Genomic DNA, 17,658 nt, shown 5'->3' on the forward strand with positions numbered 1-17,658 from the left:
CATCTACTCGTTCTAAGGAGTGCGTAGCGGGCGGCGCGCCTGCGGAGTCTTCCGCACCGCCGCCCGCTTTATTTCGTACGTTTTCTTCTATGCTCAAATTCGCCAATCAGTCTCACGCCCCGTCCTGGTACGCGGCGACCGCCAACGACAGCACCCGCCATCCCTCGCTGAAAGGCACGATCGACGCCGATGTCTGCGTGATCGGCGCGGGCCTCACCGGTGTATCGACGGCGCTCAATCTCGCTGAACGCGGTTATCGCGTCGCACTGCTCGAAGCCTCGAAGGTCGGATGGGCGGCAAGCGGGCGCAATGGCGGGCAACTGATCGGCGGCTTCGCTTGCGGTATCGACACGTTCGCGCAGTTCATGAACGAGGGCGAAGTGAAGCAGATGTGGGATATGGGGCTGGAGACGCTCGATATCGTGAAGTCGCGTGTGGCGAAGCACCAGATCGATTGCGCGTTGACCCTGGGCTATTTCACCGCCGCGAACAAGGCGCGCGACGTCAGTGACCTCAAGAGCTGGCGCGACGAAGCCGCGCAACGCTTCGGCTACGACCGCTTCCGCTATGTCGATGGCGAAGGCGTGCGCCAGTACGTGCAATCGGCGCGCTATCCGGGTGGACTCTACGATCCCGATAGCGGTCATCTGCACCCGCTCAACTACACGCTGGGACTGGCTCGCGCGGCGCGCGAGGCGGGCGTGCAGATTTTCGAGGATAGCGCCGTCACGCGCATGCGCGACGAGCAAGGCGGGCACACGATCGAAACCGCGCACGGCAAGGTGCGCGCGAAATTCGTTGTGCTCGCATGCAATACCTACCTGGGCGAGCTTGCGCCGGAACTGGCGCGCAAGATCATGCCGGTGGGCACCTACGTGATCGCGACCGAACCGCTTGGCAAGGAGCGCATGGGCGCGCTGATGCCCGCGCAGGCGGCCGTTTGCGATAGCCGCTTCGTGCTCGACTACTTCCGCCCTGCCCCCGACACGCGCATGCTCTGGGGCGGCAAGGTCAGCTATTCGACCTTCGAGCCGCGCAACCTGGGCGAAGCGATGCGCAGCGACATGTTGAAGACTTTCCCGCAACTGGCCGACGTGAAGGTCGATTATGCGTGGGGCGGCTTCGTCGATATCACCATGAATCGCGCGCCGCATTTTGGCCGCCTCTCGCCTACGGTGTATTTCGCGCAGGGCTTTTCGGGCCACGGCGTGAACACCACCGGTCTCGCGGGCACGTTGATCGCCGAGGCGATTCACGGTCAGGCCACGCGCTTCGATCTGTTCGGCAAGATCCGCCACCGTGACTTTCCTGGCGGCGCTACACTGCGAACCCCTGCCCTTGTGCTCGCGATGGCGTGGTATCGAATGAAAGACCTGCTTTAATGGATCCGCACCGATGAAACTAGACCTCGACGCCCAGGCGGACGTGCTCGCCCGCCACTCGTACTACGAAGCTACCGCCACGCGCCCTGCCGACGACGACCCGGTGCTCGAAGGCGTTATCGACGCGGACGTCTGCGTGATCGGTGGCGGCTTCGCGGGGCTATCGGTCGCGCTGGAATGCCGAGCGCGCGGGCTGTCGGTCGTCGTGCTCGACGCGCATCGGCCGGGTTGGGGCGCATCGGGTCGCAATGGCGGCCAAACGCTTGTGGGCTTCGCCAAGGATGAAGTGCTTGAAAAGCAGCTCGGGCCGCAAGGCATTCGCGCGGCGTGGGCGCTATCGATCGAGGGCGTCGCGCTCGTGAAGGAGCGCATCGCGCGCTACGGCATCGACTGCGATTTCACGGCGGGCTATGTGACGGTTGCAACCAAACCCAAGCGCGTGCCGAGTCTGCGCTCGTGGATGGACGCGGCGCGCGAGCGCTGGGGCTACGACAAGCTCGAATGGCTCGACACCGACGCCACGCGCAAGCGCGTGAATTCGCAGAGCTATCTCGCGGGCGTCTACGATCCGGTTTCGGGCCATCTGCATCCGCTCAAGTATTGCCTGGGTCTCGCCGCGGCGGCCCGCGAGGAAGGAGCGCAACTGTTCGCGCATTCGCGCGCGCTCGACGTGCTGCGCGGCCCGAAGCCCGTGGTCAAGACCGCGCGCGGCGAAGTGCGCTGCCGCTTCGTGGTGTCGTGCTGCAATGCTGCGCCAGGTGGCGTACTGCCCGCCCCCATCGAAGCCCGCATTGCGCCGATCGCCTCGTACATCATCGCCACCGAACCGCTCGGACGCGCACGCGCCGATGCGCTGATTCCCGGCCGCGCGGCGATTTGCGACAACAACTTCTTTCTCGACTATTTCCGTCTGTCCGCCGACGACCGCCTGCTGTTCGGCGGCCGTGCGGACTCGACGGGCGCGGCGCCCGCGCAACTCACTGAAACGATGAAGGCGCGCATGACGGGCGTGTTTCCTCAACTCGAAGGCGTGCAGGTGGAGTACGCGTGGGGCGGGTTCGTCGACGTCACACGCAATCGCGCGCCCGATTTTGGCGCGGTGGATCCGAACTATTTCTACGTGCAGGGGTTCTCGGGGCATGGCGTCGCGCTCACGGGCATCGCCGGGCGGGTAGTGGCGCAGGCTATTGCGGGCGAGCGCGCGTCGTTCGACCTATTCTCCCAGCTGCGCCACGCGCGCTTTCCGGGCGGACCCGCCTGGCGCAGGCCGGCGCTGGAGATCGGGATGATGTATCACCGCGTTCTGGAGATGTTTTGAATTCGCCTGAATAAAACGTTCGTTTTCCTCAGTTCTTTCCAGGCAGTGTGCGGTTAAAGGGCGCGTTATTGAGAGTGGTGAATCATGTATTACCCGATTCATCACACCAAATAACGCGCCCTTTTCTTCTGAAAAATCGCGCACAAAAACCGTGCGGAATCTAGCGGAATACCCGCAATTCAGCCGTCGATCCGCATGTTGCAGCCATGTTGTGTGCGGTAGGTAACAACGGCGATTGACGCGCTGTGGGAAACCACCCATATTTTCTTACAGCGGCTGCGCCCGGTCTGGCCCCGCCGCATTCCTGCGCATGTAGTTCGTCAGTTCCGCGATTCCTCGCCAATCGCTTCAACGACGATCCTGAGCATGCCGAAATGGCATCGCCATCACGGTGGGGCTACAGCATGTCTGCTGAGATTACTCGTGACCAGCGTTTCCCCGCAGCGTGCAGGCACTGTGGCGGCGTGCTCAAGCAGCACGTCGATTGCTGCCCCTACTGCGGTGCGAATCATCCCCTCGAAAGAGCCCCGCTGCGCGTGCGTTCGAAAGGCACGTCGATCACGCCTGGCGCCACGCCGCCGGCAGCGGGCAGCGTCATCGCATCGGAGCAACCTTCGATGAAACCAGACTTCCAGCCCCAGTTGCAAATCGAGCACGAAGCGTCGTCCGGCCATCGTGCGCGGCGAAGCTTCCCGAAAGTGATCTGGCTCGTCGTACTGGCTGTCGGGCTCGTGTACGCCGCGTACCTGCTGTTGGGCGCCAATCCCAAACCGGAAAGCACGCCTGACGATTCAGGCGTGCATTCGTCGGGGGGCTCGATCTCGTCCGCCACGCCTGCGCAACCGACCAATACGACGCTGCAAAGCACCGCCACGCCGCCCCCACCCAGCGTGACCGCGCAGCAACCGGCACCGCAGCCGGCCGCCCAACCCGCCACCCAATTCGCCGATGTGCCCGAGAGCCTGCGTGCCGCGCGTGCGAGCCTCGCCGCGCATAGTTTGTCTGATGCAAAGGCCGCAGACGCCGCCGCGCTCGCGCGCGATCCGAATAACAACGATGCACGCGACGTTCAACGTGACATCGCGGGACGCGAGCAGCAACGCGACAGCGCGCTGCAAAACGCGGACCGCTGCGTGAACCAGCATGACTGGGCCTGCGCCCAGCAACAGGCTTCGCAGGCACTTGCGATCGATTCGAGCAGCCCGCAAGCGCAAGCGGTCATGGAGCACGCCATTCTGGCTTCCGCATGGGCGCCTGCCAGTGCGGCAGCCCCGAGCACGACGCCGTCGAATCAGGCTACGCCCACGCCCAATCCAGGCGCCGACGCACGGCAACGCGCGATCGTGCAATACGGCTGGAAGCAGGCCGCACCGCCCAACGCCACGCATTGAGCAGGATTCACCAACCCAACGCAGTCCGCCGTCCATCACATCCAAAGCGGGAGAGAGACCATGCTCAAGACGACTCTAGCGGCACTGGCGGCACTCGCGGGGCTCTTCGCCCTGCTCTGCGCGACGACGTCCCCCGCCGCCGCGGCAGACGCGCACTACAAGATCACCACCGGGCCGGAGCGCGGCACGTACATTCAGATCGGCCAGGATCTTTCGAAATGGGTGGCGCAGCCGGCTGGCATCGACCTCGAAGTGCTGCCTTCGAAGGGCTCGGCGGAAAACGTCCAGCGCATGCGTTTCGAGCCTGGCGTAAAGCTCGCGCTGGTGCAGTCGGACGTCTACCAGGCCTATGTCGACATGGCGAATTCCGGTAACGAAGATGCCGGCACGACGATTCGCCCGCTGCGGCTCATCATGCCGCTGTACGACGAGGAAATTTATTTCGTGGTCCGCAACGATTCGCCGATGAAGACGATCAATGAAATCAAGGACAAGACGATCAGCGTTGGGCTGATCGGCAGCGGGACGGCGCAATCGGCGTCGACACTCTACCGCCTGATGTTCGGGCAGCCGATTCCCGACCAGAACGCCCAGCACCTGAGCAACGAAGATGCACTCGCCGCGTTGATCGTCAAGAAGATCGACGTCGCGATCATCGTCGCCGGGCAACCCGCGAAGCTCTTCACCGACATGAACCCGAATCTGCTCGCGCAGATCCGTTTCCTGAAAGTCGATCCGAACGCGCCCGAATCGACGCGCGCGAAGCAAACCTACTTTCCGGCCACGATCCACGCATCGAGCTATCCGAACTGGCTGAAGGAAGACGTGCCGACATGGACGGTGAAGGCCTTCCTCGTGACCTATGACTACAATCTGCGCGATACGGTGGGCAACCTGAGGCGCTTCGCCGATTCGCTCTGTGCGAACTTCGACAACCTTCAGGAGCACGGGCATCCCAAGTGGAAACAGGTGAAGCTCGAATTGCCGGGGCTCGGAAAAGGTTGGCAATACTATCAACCGGTCGAGCGGCGTTTGAAGGCGTGTTTCGCTCATCGCGCCGCGATGCAGGCGACTGCGGGCACAGCTACCCCACAACATGCCGCCACCGCTCAAGCGGGCAACGGACGCCCCTGTTCAGACCAGGAGCGCCTCCTGCTGCTGTGTGGCAAATAGTTCGCGTGGAGCCAGAATCACGCGTGGGCGACGACGAGTGTGAGCAGACTGCGCGCGTACGCGGCTAGACCTCGCACTCCACCGTCGCTTCGATCATCGCCTTGACCACCTCGGCAAGCGTCTGCATCAACGCGTCGGACGCTTCGGGCGTGGCCTCCGCATAGCCGAGCAGGAAACCGTTGTAAGGCGCTGTGCCGCTTTCAGCCAGGCCCCTCAGGCAATACGCACTGAGCGGCGAAAGCGCGAGGCCGTGAGCACGTGCCGCTTCGCTCACGGCCACGTCGTCGACCGGCGCATCGAGTCGCACGCTCAAGTGCATCCCGCCGGCGTCGGCCGACACCGTCATCAACCCCGCCAGATGTTTTTCGATCGCCGCCACGAGTCCATCGCGGCGCGCCAGATAGAGCTTGCGCATCCGCCGTAAATGCCGCGCATAACGGCCGCTTTCGATGAAATCCGCCAGCGCGCGTTGTTCGGCCACGCGCCCTTGCCGCACCAGGGTGCGATGCGCCGTTTCCATCTGCGTGACGATCTGGCGCGGCACGATCATGAAGCCGATGCGCAATGCCGGAAACAGCGTCTTGCTGAAGGTACCGAGGTAGATCACCGGCGTGTCGTCGGCGAGGCCTTGAATCGAGGGCAGCGGCGGCCCGTCATGGCGCAGTTCGCTATCGTAGTCGTCCTCGATGATCCAGGCGCCGCACGCGCGCGCGCGTTCGATCAGTGCGAGACGCCGTTCGAGACTCAGCACGCAGCCAAGCGGATATTGATGCGACGGCGTGAGATAGACGAGGCGCGGCGGCGTATCACGCCAGTGCTCCTCGCGCGCGGCCATGCCCGCCGCATCCACGGGAATCGGCACGAGCGAGAGGCCCGCCGTGAGCATCGCGACGCGCGCGCCGAGGTAGCCAGGATTCTCGATCCAGACACGCTCGCCTTCGTCGGCGAAGAAGTGCGCGCAAAGGTCGAGGCTGGTTTGCGTGCCGTCCGTGATGAACACCTGGTCCGGTTGGCAGCGCACGCCGCGCGAGACGCGCACATACTGCGCAATGGCCTGACGCAACGCGGGCAGGCCTGCACTGTCGCCGTAGCCCAGTTCGCTCGCCTCCACCTCGCGCATCGCGCGTTCGAGCGCGGTGCGCCACTGCGCGAGCGGAAACGCGTCGAGCGCAGGCACGCCGGGCCGCAGCGCCACGGCCTCGCTGCCCGGCGCGCGGCGCGGCGGCAGTTCGCGCACGCGGCGCGAGAGCGAGCGCGGCGCGCTCTCGCGCGGCTCCACCTGCGCCGAAGGCCGCGCCGCGGTGGCCTTCACGTCGTTGACGATGGAGCCATGCCGCGTGGCCGTGACGAATCCTTCCTCCACCAGCCGCTCGTACGCATAGAGCACCGAATTACGCGCGATATCGAGTTCCTCGGCCAGCGTGCGGCTCGACGCGAGCCGCGTGCCACAGCCGATATCGCCATCGAGGATCGCGCGGCGCAGGCTCTCGTAGAGCAGGTCCTGTTGCGTGAGGCGGCGCGACGCGCTCGCGCGCGCCCGGCTCTCGTAGGCCGACATCATCAGCGCGTAGTCCAATCTCGTGGCTCCATTTTTTGTCGTCTCAGTGGGACTAACAATGGTGCCACAAATCGCTTACGCTGGCGTCTGCTATCGATTGAAGAATAGACAAGGAGAACGAAGATGAGTCAGACGATCCAGGTGCGCAGCGTCACGCCCGCCGACTACGACGCGTGGCGTCCGCTCTGGGACGGCTACAACCGGTTCTATGGCCGCTTCGGGCCGACCGCACTGCCCGAGTCGATCACCGCGACCACGTGGACGCGCTTTTTCGACGGCTACGAGCCCATGCATGCACTAGTCGCGCTGCATGGCGAACGCGTGGTGGGCCTCGTGCATTTCATCTATCACCGCAACACCACGCTCGACGGTCCGATCTGCTATTTGCAGGATCTTTTTACCGTCGAGGATCTGCGCGGGAAAGGCGTGGGACGGGCGCTGATCGAAGCGGTTTATGCGCATGCGAAGGCGTCGAATTCAAAGCGTGTCTATTGGCACACGCACGAGACGAACCACACGGCCATGCGGCTTTACGATGACGTCGCCGAGAAGCCCGGCTTCGTCATGTATCGCAAGGACGTGTGACGCCCGCGCATCCTTTACACGAGATCGCTCAATAGCGACTTGCGCACTTCGCCCTCGATAATCTGCGCGGGCACGCGATAGTGCGGATGATCGCAGCCGATCGACAGCGCCGCGCCCGCGCGCAAGCGCTCGATCATCGCGGGCGTGAATTCGAAGCGCACGAAATGCACGGCCGAGGTTTTTTCGGCGTTATCGCGTTCGAGGTCTTCGTCGGCGATCGCGTGCACGGGCGGCTCGCCATCCACCTGCATGAACACACGATCCTCGATGCCAATCAGGCGCGCGAGCGCCGCGCGACGCTCGATCTCGTTGTCGTACTCGATTTGCAGGGTCGCTTTCAGGTTATTGCCATCCGGCACGAGCGGCAGATAAGCGTCGAGTTCGCCCTGGATGCCGTCTTCGTCGAAAATTTTTTCGATGTGCAGCATCTCCTGGATCTGATAGCGGATCGTCGCTTCGTCCTCGAAGAGGAAGGTGAGGTGATTGCCTAGCGCCACCGCGCGACGCTTTTTGTGCTCGATAATCTGGCCTCGCAAGGCGGTGCGCTGCTTCGAATAGACTTCCAGCGACAGCAGGGAGTTTCTGGCGATCGTCATCGGTTTATCCTCATGATCCAGCAATTTATATCGCAATGCGAATCAAATTCCGTAAGCCCTGCGCAATAGCGTCAGCGGATGCGCAAGTGGTGGGCCGCCGTCCGCCGTGCCCAGCTTGTTCTCTTCGATGCCCTGCACGATATGGTGACCCGCAAGCTGGCAATCCGATGAAATGAAATCGGGCGTGCCCTGCGCCATCTGCTTGAAAACCGGCGTGCCGATCTTCATCGCCATCGCGTGAAACTCCTTCTTCACGCCGAACGTGCCCGCGTGGCCCGAGCAGCGCTCGACCACGTTGACCTTCGTTTCAGGCACGAGCGAGAGGAGATCGGCGGTCTTGCGGCCGATGTTCTGCACCCGCGCATGACAGGGCACGTGATACGACACATTGCCCAGCGGCGTGCGGAAGTCGGTCTTCAACAGCCCGTCGCGATTGCGCGCCACGAAGTATTCGAACGGGTCCCAGAAGGCGTCGCTCACGGCGCGCGTATCCGCGTCATCCGGGAACATCAGCGGCAACTCGTGCTTGTACATCAGCACGCAGCTCGGCACCGCGCCCAGCAGCGCGTAGCCTTCGCGCGCATAGTGTGCGAGCACGGGCATGTTCGCGGCCTGCTTCTTCGCCACGCCCTCAAGGTTCCCTTGTTCGAGCAGCGGCATGCCACAGCACGCTTCGCTTTTCACCAGCACGTAAGGAATGGCGTTGTGATCGAGCAGCGCCAGCAGATCGTGGCCGATGCCCGGCTCGTTGAAGTTCACGTAGCACGTGGCGTAAATCGCGACCTTGCCCGGTGTGCGCTCGCCATCGCGCACGTCGCTCGACGCGGCCTTGCGCGCCGCGCTGCGGAATTTTCGCGTCGCGAACGAGGGCAGCCAGGCATGCCGGTCGACGCCCAGCGTATCTTCCATCACGGCGCGCATTGCCTTCGTGCCGTTCACCGCATTGACGGTTTGCGTAACGACGGGAATGCCCGCGAGATGACCCAGCGCGTCGGTATTGGACAACACGCGATCGCGCAATTGCGCTTTGCCGTTGCGGTAGTCAATGGCCTTCGCGCGCAGCATCAGGTGCGGAAAATCGACGTTCCACGGATGCGGCGGCACATAAGGACATTTCGTCATGTAGCAGAGATCGCAGAGATAGCATTGATCGACGACTTTTCCATAGGATGCCTTATCGACATCGTGCGCCTCGCCGCTATCGGTTTCGTCGACCAGATCGAACAGCGCCGGGAAAGCGCCGCACAGCGAGACACAGCGGCGGCAGCCCGCGCAGATATCGAATACGCGCGACAGTTCTTCGTCGAGCAGCGTCGGGTCGTAGAACGCGTCCGATTGCCAGTCGAGCGGATGCCGTGTAGGCGCTTCGAGACTGCCTTCCTTGTGGGGCATGACGTCTCCTTTTTCTAGTTAGTTTTGTCGCTCATGACGTGCGCGAGTGTGCACACGCAGGCGCGCGCGGAGCGACCGCGCGCCGCGTATGCGTTTTGCCCGCCAGCAAGCGTGCTGCTGCGTGCGAACCTATTCGACCAGGCTGTCGAGCGCCTTCGTATAGCGGTTCGCGTGGCTGCGCTCGGCCTTGGCGAGCGTCTCGAACCAGTTGGCGATTTCGTCGAAGCCTTCGTCGCGCGCGGCCTTGGCCATACCGGGATACATGTCGGTGTATTCGTGCGTCTCGCCCGCGATCGCCGCTTGCAGATTCAGGCGCGAACTGCCGAACGGCAGCCCCGTGGCGGGGTCTCCAACGGCTTCCAGATATTCGAGGTGGCCATGCGCGTGGCCGGTTTCGCCTTCGGCCGTCGAGCGGAACAGCGCGGCGACATCGTTCTGACCTTCGACATCGGCCTTGGCGGCAAAGTAGAGATAACGGCGATTGGCCTGCGATTCGCCCGCAAAGGCGTCCTTGAGATTTTGCTCGGTCTTCGAGCCTTTGAGCTGGGTCATGTGTGCCTCCATCCTGTATGTGGGGACGCGGCGCTACGCATCTTCGTGCGGTGCAGCAAGACAGCCATGCGGACTACGCCGCTCTATCAATCTAGGAAATGCCGTTCGCGTTCCCAATTGCGAATTTCAATCCCGCCGATAGCGCCTCGCCAAAACAGCCCAAACCCTTGCGCGACGCCGTGCCACAGGCGCCCAAACGCCCGTATGGCCTGGGCTGAGGAGAAGAGCGTCCCACTATGTGAATAATCGACTTGCACATGGAAACATACGTTCTAGACTGAAATCTTGTCCAATCCGCCACGCGCGCGCCAGCGCGCCCTTTACGGAGTTCACATGCGACTAACGATTTTGATCAACGGTCCCGATCCGACGGTCAATCATGACTATGCCGTGCTCTGGCTCGATACCGACCAGCAACGCTGGTCGCGTGAGTCGCACGACGGCATCGACCTCCCCGCATGGGGCGAGATGCGCGATGCCAACGGCGTAACGGCGCTCTGCGCGCCGCTCGCCGATCAACCGCTCTGCACCCTGCGCGGCCTGCACGTGAATCGCCGCCAGGAAATCAGCTCCGCGCACGGCGACGCCACGTGGTCGTGCGAAACCTCGCATGCGCCGATGGAAGGTCAGTGGCGCCTGCAAGCCGTGGATCGCCAGACCGTCCACGCGGAAAACGCGCTGTTCGCCGGTTGATCGCAGCGCGCGATTCCGGCGCGCTGTTTTCTCTCGCTGTTTCTCTCATTGTTCCCCTTCACGGTGCCGCCTCTTGCGGCGCCGTCACATTCGTTGCGCATCGTGGCGCGTGGTGGCGCGCGATGCGCACGTCGGCACGCGTATTGAGCGCACGCACGCTGCGCCGCTGACGCGCGGCGCATGACTTGCGTGTGGCCGCGCAGGGGCGCGACCGCTATACTTTCAGGCCCTTTATGAACGCGGCGACGCGCGTATTTCACGCATGTCGCGCATCGCCCGCGTGCTTTTCGCCTTTACGATTCGCCGATGAAGAAGCTGTTTGCCTGTCTCGCCCTGGCCTTCGCAGGCCATGCATTCGCCGCGCCCGCCTGTACCGCATTCGTCCCCGACGGCCAGTTCCCCACGCTTACGAACCAGCGCATGGCGCCGAAGACGCGCGTGCTCTGCTATTCGGATTTCGTCGTGCTGCACTCGGGCATCACGCATGGGCCGCTGTGGTCGGCGGAGCACCTCACGCGCGATCACCTCGAAGCCGCGAAGGACATGACGCGCACCAACCGCTTCTTCGAGGACGACCGTCTGCCGGCCGGCGAAGGCGCGACGCTCGCCGATTACAAGCGCAGCGGTTTTGATCGCGGCCATATGAGCCCGGCGGGCAATCGCTGGAATCCGCAGGCGATGGCCGAGTCGTTTTCGCTCGCCAACATCGTTCCGCAGAACCGCGAGAACAACCAGCGCCTGTGGGCGCATATCGAAACGGCCGTGCGCAAGCTCGCCGATCAATACGGCGAAGCCTACGTCGTGACCGGGCCGCTCTTCACGGGCGCGCAGTTGCAGACGATCGGCGCGACGCGCGTGCTGGTGCCCACGCAGATCTTCAAGGTGGTGTACGTGCCGTCGCAGCAGCTCGCGTTCGCCATCGTGGCGGATAACACCACGGTCGACCGCTTCGACATCCGTTCGGTGCGCGATCTGAGCACGCAGGCGGGCATCGCTTTCCCGGGCATTCCGGCGAATGTCGCCGCGAAAACCAATGTGGCGTTCAATGGCCACGCGTTCACTGTGCGCAAATGGGGCTGGTGAGCGCCTTGGCATGAAAAAAAGGCGCGGCGCCTGAACCGCGCCGCGCCTTTTCGGGTTACCGCAGCCTTCTCAAATGTCGAGCCGCGAAACCTTCGAGCCTTCGAGCGACACACCAGCCATCAGACCCGCATTGGTGAGCACGATCGCCTCGATCGGATTGACAGCGGTCGTGGTGTCCACCACGCCGTTCGCCCCCATCTTCACGAGCGCGACGGTGCCGTCCGCGCCCGCAGACCAGCCGCTGCTGCTGCGGAAGCGCTCGTAGGCGCCCCGCGTCATGAAGGCGTAGAAAATGGCGCGCGACTGCGCGCCCGCCTGGAAGCCGAGCGAGCCCGCAGTGGTGCTGAAGTAGCCCACCGTGCGCCCGCCCGCGCGCAACGCGCCCTTGCCGTACTGCCCGCCCACGCCGAAGCCCGCGCCGATCACGTCGGGGAACACCAGCACGGCGCGCGCCTTCGAGAACAGCTCGCGCGAGCCCTTCACGGTGGCATAGAGACGCGAGAGCGCGCCATCCACGCCCGCATCGATCTCACGGCGTGCATGCAGGTTCGCATCGGGCGAACTGGCGCTCGCCGGCGTGGTGGTGCAGCCGCTGAGCCCGGCCAACGCAGCGACGCCCGCGCAGCCGGTTGCGAGAAACTGTCTTCTATTCGTTCTTTCCATGTCGATATGGACTCCGGAACAACGACTACGATTGCGGGCGCGGCAGTCGGGCTTGTGGATCGACCGGCTTGCCGTTTTCGCGGACTTCGAAAAGGAGCGTGCCGACGCCAGCGGCATCGGCACCACTTGTGGCGATTGTCTGGCCCTGCCTGACGGCGTCGCCTTGCTTCACCAGCAGGCGGCCGTTGCGGCCGTAGGCAGTGACCAGACGGGCATCGTGCTTGACGATCACGAGCTTGCCGTAGCCCTGGATGCCGCTGCCCGCGTACACAACGCGCCCAGCGGCGGCGGCCTTGACCGGTTCGCCGGGCGCACCCGCGATCACGATGCCGCGCGATTTGCCGGGCGCGAACGTCGTCGCGACGCTGCCGTTCATCGGCCACACGAAGCGGGATGTTGTGGCGGCGCGCGGTTTGGCGGCAGGCGGAGCGGCGGCGGTACGTTCGGCAGGCGCAGTTGCGGGCGGGGGGGTGGGCGCGGCTGGCGCCGGTGCGGGTGCGGTGGCCGCGCTCTTCGCAGGCGGTGCGACGCGCAGCAGCTGCCCGACATTCACCTTGCCCGACGCCGGCAGCTTGTTCCACGCGACGATATCGGCGGCGCGCTGACCGTGGGCCGCGGCGATGTGGTAGAGCGTGTCGCCGGCCTTCACGCGATAGAAGGCCTTGCCCGCGCCCGCCGCCGGCACTTCGGCGACGACTTTGGGCGAGGGGGTGAGGATCGGCGAAGCAACGGGTGCGGCGGCGGTACTGGCCTCGGTGGCGGAATCGGCAGCGCCCGACGCGACGGCGCCCGACGCGGCGGCGCCACCGTCATCGCCGGGACGACCGAGCGACTGCCACGGCGTGAAGGTGCAGGCTGCGAGCAGCGTCACGCATGCGCCACCGGCGCTGGCCAACGCGAGGAACGCCCCTCGCGCACGCACAAAACGCGCGATCCGCATCGTCAGGCCTGCGGGTCGTTGGGCGATGCGTCGCCCGACGACGCGTCGCCGGATGCGCGAGCCCTGGATTCAGCCAGCTCCGCCAGCGCGCCACCGCCCTTGTAGCCCATCACAGCCGCGACGCCTTCGGCCAGCAACGATGCTTGAGGATTGAGCTTTTTTTCGGCCTCGACGGCGGCCACCGCGCCGGCGATTTCAGCCACCTTGTCTAGAATTCCCATGACGCACTCCTTGTTCAAACGGCAGGTGCGTCATCATCATCGGTTTGCCGCGAAGTGCAGCGGATTCGCGATTCGGTCTTGATCTATGTCAGCGTGAGCGCAGCGCGGCTTCAAAGGCGTGACAATGGTTTCACATTCGCGCGCGGCCTGGCACGCTTGCCAAAGTCGGATTCGGTGGATTTTCTGTCGATGCCGTTTGATGGCGGCACGTCGCGCTTTTTATAATGCGAGCCCTACGCACATCGCGCTCAAGGAGGAATACAAGGTGTTCGACGCATACGCAAACGACGACGATGTCCTGAACGTGCAGGGCGACGCGCTCACGCTCACCAACGGCACCACGCGCGTGACGCTGGCCGGCACGCTCGAACTCACGCGCGACAAGCGCGGGCTCGCCGCGGCGCTCGCGCTCAAGGCCGCGCTGGACAGCGTGGTCGCGAAACTGCAGGCCGATCCGCATCTGCCTGCGCAGGTCAAGGACGAGCCGGACGCGAAGCCCGGCGTCATCGCCAATCCGTTCCAGTGATCGAGACACGCGCGAGCGGGCCGCCCGGCGCGTCTCGCGCTCAAACAGGCGAGCTTAGAAAGGCTTGCCTTCGCTGGTCTTCCACGCGGGCATGAGCGTGTTCGACGGCAAGGTCTCGTCGAGCAGTTTCTTCGCGCTCTCGATGCCCGCGATCGGCAGACCGGTCGGGTCGATCGCGCCGATCTGCGCAAGCACCGAAGCCTGGTCCCAGTAGATGTGCTCGTTATAGAGCTTGCTGCCGCGAAAACAGATCACGGCGAGCATCGGCACTTCGAAGTATTTGCCCGTGGGCGCGAGGCCCGGCAGCAGCCAGTCGATCTCGCGGTCGTGCGTGCAGCAGAAGATGAACTCGTCCACCACGCGGTCCGAGCCGATGGTGCGCGAGATCGGAATCAGGCGCGTGTCCTCCGGGTTCGAATGCACGAAGTGGTGCGTGTAGAAGCGCTTGAGTTCGTCATGGCCTACGCCGCCCGTCATCGTCGGGATGTGGTTGACGTAGGGCTGCGCGACCATCGTCGGCATCACGTCGTTCGGGTTGCGCGCGACGAATTCGTGATAGCAGTGTTCTTCCCAGAGCGCGTTGAAGTCGTAGATCGGGCCCATCACCCGGCGCAGCATCGCGAGCGAGCGCGAGTAGGCCATCATCGCGGCGGCCTTGTCGTATTGAGGACGCGCAGGCGCGGCGAACGCGTGGTCGCAGCCGGGGTAAGTGTAGAGCTCGACGCCGGGCTTGCCCGCCAGCGCCGCTTCGATGCGCGTGCGCGTGGCCGCGTCACACCATTTGTCCTCGGCGCCGAAGTGCAGCATCAGCGGGCAGTGGATCGTATCGGCTTCGTTCAGGGCGTTTTCGAGGCCCACGGCGTAGTAGCCGATCGCGCAATCGACGTCGGTACGCGCCGCCGTGAGATACGCCAGGCGCCCGCCCAGGCAATAGCCGAGCGCGCCCACCTTGCCACGGTGCGAAGGGTGCGCGCGCAACGTGGCGAGCGTCTGGGCGACGTCCTCTATCGCGAGATTGGCGTCGAAGCGCTCGTAGAGCGCGAGCGCCCGCGTCATGTCCGCGCCTTCGTAGCCCAGATCGACGCCCGGTTCCAGTCGCCAGAACAGGTCCGGCACCATGACCACGTAGCCTTCTTCCGCGTAGCGGTCGGCCGTCGCGCGCATCGACGCATTCACGCCGAAGATCTCCTGCAACAGCACGAGACCGGGGCCGCTGCCCTCGGGCGGCAGCGCCGTGTAGGCGCGGAATTCGCCGCCGTCGCGCGACTTCACCGTGGTCCATTGTCCGTTCATCGGGTCGTCTCCTTGTGTTCGTGTTCGTGGGGTGAGGGCGTCGCGAAGTCGTGACGTCAGGCTGCCGGGCCGAATCCGCCCGTCGGAGCAAGCGGCGGCAGCGGCGCTTCGCCGCGTATCCAGGCGTAGTTGGCCCGTTGCGCCATTTCGCGGTCGCCGCGGCTGTCGCCGTAGGCGTAGAGCGTGGTGGGCGCGTGCTCGCCCCACCAGGCGCTCAGGCGCTCGACCTTCTGCGGACCCCAGCAGTTGCGGCCCGCGAGCCGTCCAGTGTAGACGCCATCGCGCCATTCCAGCTCGCTCGCGAGCACCGTGCCGATACCCACCTTTGGCGCCCATTTGCGCAGATAGATCGAGGGCGAGGCGCTCACGAGCACGACTTCGTGACCGAGCGCCTGATGCTCGCGAATACGCGCCAGCATCTCCGGGCGCAGCAGATCGGGCAGGCGCGTGTCGACAAAGCGTTGCGCGGCTGCCTCCAGCGCTTCGCGGCGCACAGGGCCGAGCGCGGCGTATAGAAAGCGTGCCTTGGTGCGGCCGCGGTCGGACCAGCCGGGCGCGATGCCCGCGAGCCACGGCAGGCAGCGCAGCGCGGCGAGCACGAAACGCGGGCCGCCAGCGGCGTCGAGCATGAAGGCGCGGAAACTGTCGGACGTGGTGATGGTGCCGTCGAAATCGAAGGCGGCAACGACGCGGTCGGTCATGAAGCGGTATCGGATTGCGCCGCGCTCAGGCGGCGGGTTGAAAGAGGGGGCGCGGGGCAAGCCCGCTGTAAGCCCGCGTCATTGTCGGGGCAAAGGGCGCGCGGCTGCAATGGCGGGGCGCCCGCGTCGGCGAAATCAACGCGCCTGCTGCTCCAGCCGCGCCGCATCGACGATCTCGATCTCGCCGTAACGCAGCAAGAGCAACCCGTCGCGCTCGAACTGGCGCAGGATCTGGTTCACGGTCTGGCGCGAGAGCGCGAGCATCAGCGCGAGATCTTCTTGCGGCACGTGAACAACAGGTCGGGCCGCGTCAGGTCGGGCCGCGTTTTGGGCAACGTCGCCGGGCGCATCGAGGCCCGCATCGCCGTAGCCCGCCGCCAGCAGCAAAAGACGCCGCGCCACGCGCGGTGCAGCAGACAGGAGAGCGCTTTCTTCGATGGCGGTGAAGGCAATGCGCAGCTTCTGCGCGAGCAGCCTGCCAAAGTCATGCCAGTACGCGGGCGTTTCGTCGAGCAGCGCAGCGAGCGCCGCGCGCGGTACATGAAAGAGTGTGGTGTCGCGTTCGGCATAGGCGTCGTGCGTGCGCATGCCCGCGTCGAACAGCGCGATCTCGCCGAACCAGCTCGCCGGGCCCATCAGCGCGAGCAGCGCCTCGCGGCCGCCCGCGCTCGCGGCGCACACGCGCACCGCGCCTTCGAGCACGCAATAGACGCCGTCCGCCGGATCGCCGCGCAGGAACAGGCGTTCGCCCGCGCGCAGCGTGCGCACGCGGCCCGCCGCGCGCAGGCTGGCGCGCAGCGCCGCGGGCACGGAAGCGAACCACGTGCTGCGTTCGAGCACGGCCGTCAGGCAGGGCGCAGCGGTGTCCAATGTCAGCGCGGAGGCGTCGGGGCGTGAGGTCATCAGTTCATGTGAGGCGCGGGCGACCGAGGAAACCCGCGATTGTCGGCTAGCCGAAGGTCTGCGGCAGTGCGCCCGACGATCATAATGATTTTGGAGACAAAGGGGCATCCATGAGAAACCTGACCGACCAGCTCACCCAGTACGCCGAATATCACCGCGATACGCGCAATATCGCCACGCATTTCGTCGGCATTCCGATGATCGTGCTTGCGCTCGCCGTGCTGCTTTCGCGGCCCGTGCTGTCGAGTACCCCGGCACTCGCCGCCGTGCCATTCTCGCCGGCTTGGCTGCTGTTCGGGGCGTCGACGCTCTACTACCTCGTGCTGGATGTGCCGCTCGGGCTCATGATGGCCGTCGTCGCGGCGCTGTGCCTGACGATCGGCGCGTGGCTCTCGCAGCAGGGCACCGCCGTGTGGCTCGCGGCAGGCGTCGGCCTGTTCGTGGTGGGCTGGGTGTTCCAGTTCGTCGGCCACGTGGCTTACGAGCATCGCAAGCCGGCCTTCGTGGACGATCTGGTCGGCCTCATCGTTGGGCCGGTTTTCGTGCTCGCCGAGGTGTTGTTCAGTCTCGGCTGGCGTCCGGCCTTGCACGCCGCGATCGAGGCAAAGGCCGGGCCTACGCGCATCAATCCGCCGCGCGCTCACGCGGCGCGCTGACGTTGCGCTGAAGCTCGATCGCTCGAAGGCGT

The 17,658-nt window shown here is 65.0% G+C and carries 19 protein-coding genes; 9 read left to right on the plus strand and 10 right to left on the minus strand.

Annotated elements, in window-relative coordinates; genetic code table 11:
- Positions 1-89: 89 nt before the first annotated feature.
- From U5782_RS33670 to U5782_RS33685, 4 genes are all read left to right on the plus strand, one after another.
- Entirely contained in the window at positions 90-1,382 is a 1,293-nt protein-coding gene (locus U5782_RS33670; protein ID WP_322048176.1) for an FAD-binding oxidoreductase, read from the plus strand.
- A gap of 13 nt (positions 1,383-1,395) precedes the next feature.
- Positions 1,396-2,700 carry an FAD-dependent oxidoreductase gene (locus U5782_RS33675; protein WP_322048177.1) on the plus strand — a complete coding sequence of 435 codons (1,305 nt, stop codon included), beginning with the start codon at positions 1,396-1,398 and terminating at the stop codon, positions 2,698-2,700.
- A gap of 617 nt (positions 2,701-3,317) precedes the next feature.
- On the plus strand, positions 3,318-4,091 hold the full coding sequence (locus tag U5782_RS33680) for a hypothetical protein (protein WP_322048178.1): 774 nt from the start codon (positions 3,318-3,320) through the stop codon (positions 4,089-4,091).
- Positions 4,092-4,151: 60 nt separating this feature from the next.
- Positions 4,152-5,264 carry a TAXI family TRAP transporter solute-binding subunit gene (locus U5782_RS33685; protein ID WP_322048179.1) on the plus strand — a complete coding sequence of 371 codons (1,113 nt, stop codon included), beginning with the start codon at positions 4,152-4,154 and terminating at the stop codon, positions 5,262-5,264.
- 64 nt (positions 5,265-5,328) lie between these two features.
- Here the strand turns inward: U5782_RS33685 and U5782_RS33690 are convergent, their stop codons facing one another.
- The gene (locus U5782_RS33690; RefSeq protein WP_322048180.1) at positions 5,329-6,840 is read right to left on the minus strand and encodes a PLP-dependent aminotransferase family protein; all 1,512 of its coding nucleotides are present in this window, start codon (positions 6,838-6,840) and stop codon (positions 5,329-5,331) included.
- Positions 6,841-6,945: 105 nt separating this feature from the next.
- On the opposite strand from U5782_RS33690, the gene U5782_RS33695 reads away from it, so the two are divergent.
- A complete protein-coding gene (locus tag U5782_RS33695) occupies positions 6,946-7,407 on the plus strand; it encodes a GNAT family N-acetyltransferase (protein ID WP_322048181.1) in 462 nt (153 codons plus the stop codon).
- A 14-nt stretch (positions 7,408-7,421) separates the two neighbouring features.
- Here the strand turns inward: U5782_RS33695 and U5782_RS33700 are convergent, their stop codons facing one another.
- The 3 genes from U5782_RS33700 to U5782_RS33710 form a co-directional block, all read right to left on the minus strand.
- Positions 7,422-8,003, minus strand: coding sequence for a DUF3501 family protein (locus U5782_RS33700; protein WP_322048182.1), 582 nt, complete (start codon positions 8,001-8,003; stop codon positions 7,422-7,424).
- A 42-nt stretch (positions 8,004-8,045) separates the two neighbouring features.
- Complete coding sequence (locus U5782_RS33705) at positions 8,046-9,395, minus strand: heterodisulfide reductase-related iron-sulfur binding cluster (RefSeq protein ID WP_322048183.1); 1,350 nt, start codon at positions 9,393-9,395, stop codon at positions 8,046-8,048.
- Between the two features lie 129 nt (positions 9,396-9,524).
- Positions 9,525-9,947, minus strand: a complete 423-nt coding sequence (locus U5782_RS33710; protein WP_322048184.1) for a rubrerythrin family protein — start codon at positions 9,945-9,947, stop codon at positions 9,525-9,527.
- A 333-nt stretch (positions 9,948-10,280) separates the two neighbouring features.
- On the opposite strand from U5782_RS33710, the gene U5782_RS33715 reads away from it, so the two are divergent.
- Complete coding sequence (locus U5782_RS33715; protein WP_322048185.1) at positions 10,281-10,640, plus strand: DUF3564 domain-containing protein; 360 nt, start codon at positions 10,281-10,283, stop codon at positions 10,638-10,640.
- Between the two features lie 306 nt (positions 10,641-10,946).
- The gene (locus U5782_RS33720; protein ID WP_322048186.1) at positions 10,947-11,723 is read left to right on the plus strand and encodes a DNA/RNA non-specific endonuclease; all 777 of its coding nucleotides are present in this window, start codon (positions 10,947-10,949) and stop codon (positions 11,721-11,723) included.
- 69 nt (positions 11,724-11,792) lie between these two features.
- Here U5782_RS33720 and U5782_RS33725 read toward each other — a convergent pair whose 3' ends face one another.
- The 3 genes from U5782_RS33725 to U5782_RS33735 all read right to left on the minus strand — a co-directional run bounded on the left by U5782_RS33725 (position 11,793) and on the right by U5782_RS33735 (position 13,547).
- The gene (locus tag U5782_RS33725; RefSeq protein ID WP_322048187.1) at positions 11,793-12,386 is read right to left on the minus strand and encodes a YSC84-related protein; all 594 of its coding nucleotides are present in this window, start codon (positions 12,384-12,386) and stop codon (positions 11,793-11,795) included.
- Between the two features lie 25 nt (positions 12,387-12,411).
- The gene (locus tag U5782_RS33730) at positions 12,412-13,257 is read right to left on the minus strand and encodes a LysM peptidoglycan-binding domain-containing M23 family metallopeptidase (protein WP_322048188.1); all 846 of its coding nucleotides are present in this window, start codon (positions 13,255-13,257) and stop codon (positions 12,412-12,414) included.
- Positions 13,258-13,328: 71 nt separating this feature from the next.
- The gene (locus U5782_RS33735; protein WP_322048189.1) at positions 13,329-13,547 is read right to left on the minus strand and encodes a hypothetical protein; all 219 of its coding nucleotides are present in this window, start codon (positions 13,545-13,547) and stop codon (positions 13,329-13,331) included.
- 265 nt (positions 13,548-13,812) lie between these two features.
- On the opposite strand from U5782_RS33735, the gene U5782_RS33740 reads away from it, so the two are divergent.
- Positions 13,813-14,073 (plus strand): hypothetical protein, encoded by a 261-nt coding sequence (locus U5782_RS33740; RefSeq protein WP_322048190.1) that lies wholly within the window; start codon positions 13,813-13,815, stop codon positions 14,071-14,073.
- A gap of 54 nt (positions 14,074-14,127) precedes the next feature.
- Here the strand turns inward: U5782_RS33740 and U5782_RS33745 are convergent, their stop codons facing one another.
- The 3 genes from U5782_RS33745 to U5782_RS33755 form a co-directional block, all read right to left on the minus strand.
- Positions 14,128-15,366: a dienelactone hydrolase family protein gene (locus tag U5782_RS33745; protein WP_322048191.1), complete on the minus strand. Its 1,239-nt coding sequence runs from the start codon at positions 15,364-15,366 to the stop codon at positions 14,128-14,130.
- Positions 15,367-15,422: 56 nt separating this feature from the next.
- Complete coding sequence (locus tag U5782_RS33750; protein ID WP_322048192.1) at positions 15,423-16,067, minus strand: HAD family hydrolase; 645 nt, start codon at positions 16,065-16,067, stop codon at positions 15,423-15,425.
- A gap of 135 nt (positions 16,068-16,202) precedes the next feature.
- Positions 16,203-16,970 carry a Crp/Fnr family transcriptional regulator gene (locus U5782_RS33755; RefSeq protein WP_322048193.1) on the minus strand — a complete coding sequence of 256 codons (768 nt, stop codon included), beginning with the start codon at positions 16,968-16,970 and terminating at the stop codon, positions 16,203-16,205.
- A gap of 110 nt (positions 16,971-17,080) precedes the next feature.
- Here U5782_RS33755 and U5782_RS33760 point away from each other — a divergent pair, with 110 nt between their 5' ends.
- A complete protein-coding gene (locus U5782_RS33760; protein WP_322048194.1) occupies positions 17,081-17,626 on the plus strand; it encodes a DUF962 domain-containing protein in 546 nt (181 codons plus the stop codon).
- The last annotated feature ends 32 nt before the right edge of the window (positions 17,627-17,658 follow it).

This window comes from Paraburkholderia sp. J67, from assembly GCF_905220265.1.
GTDB lineage: Bacteria > Pseudomonadota > Gammaproteobacteria > Burkholderiales > Burkholderiaceae > Paraburkholderia.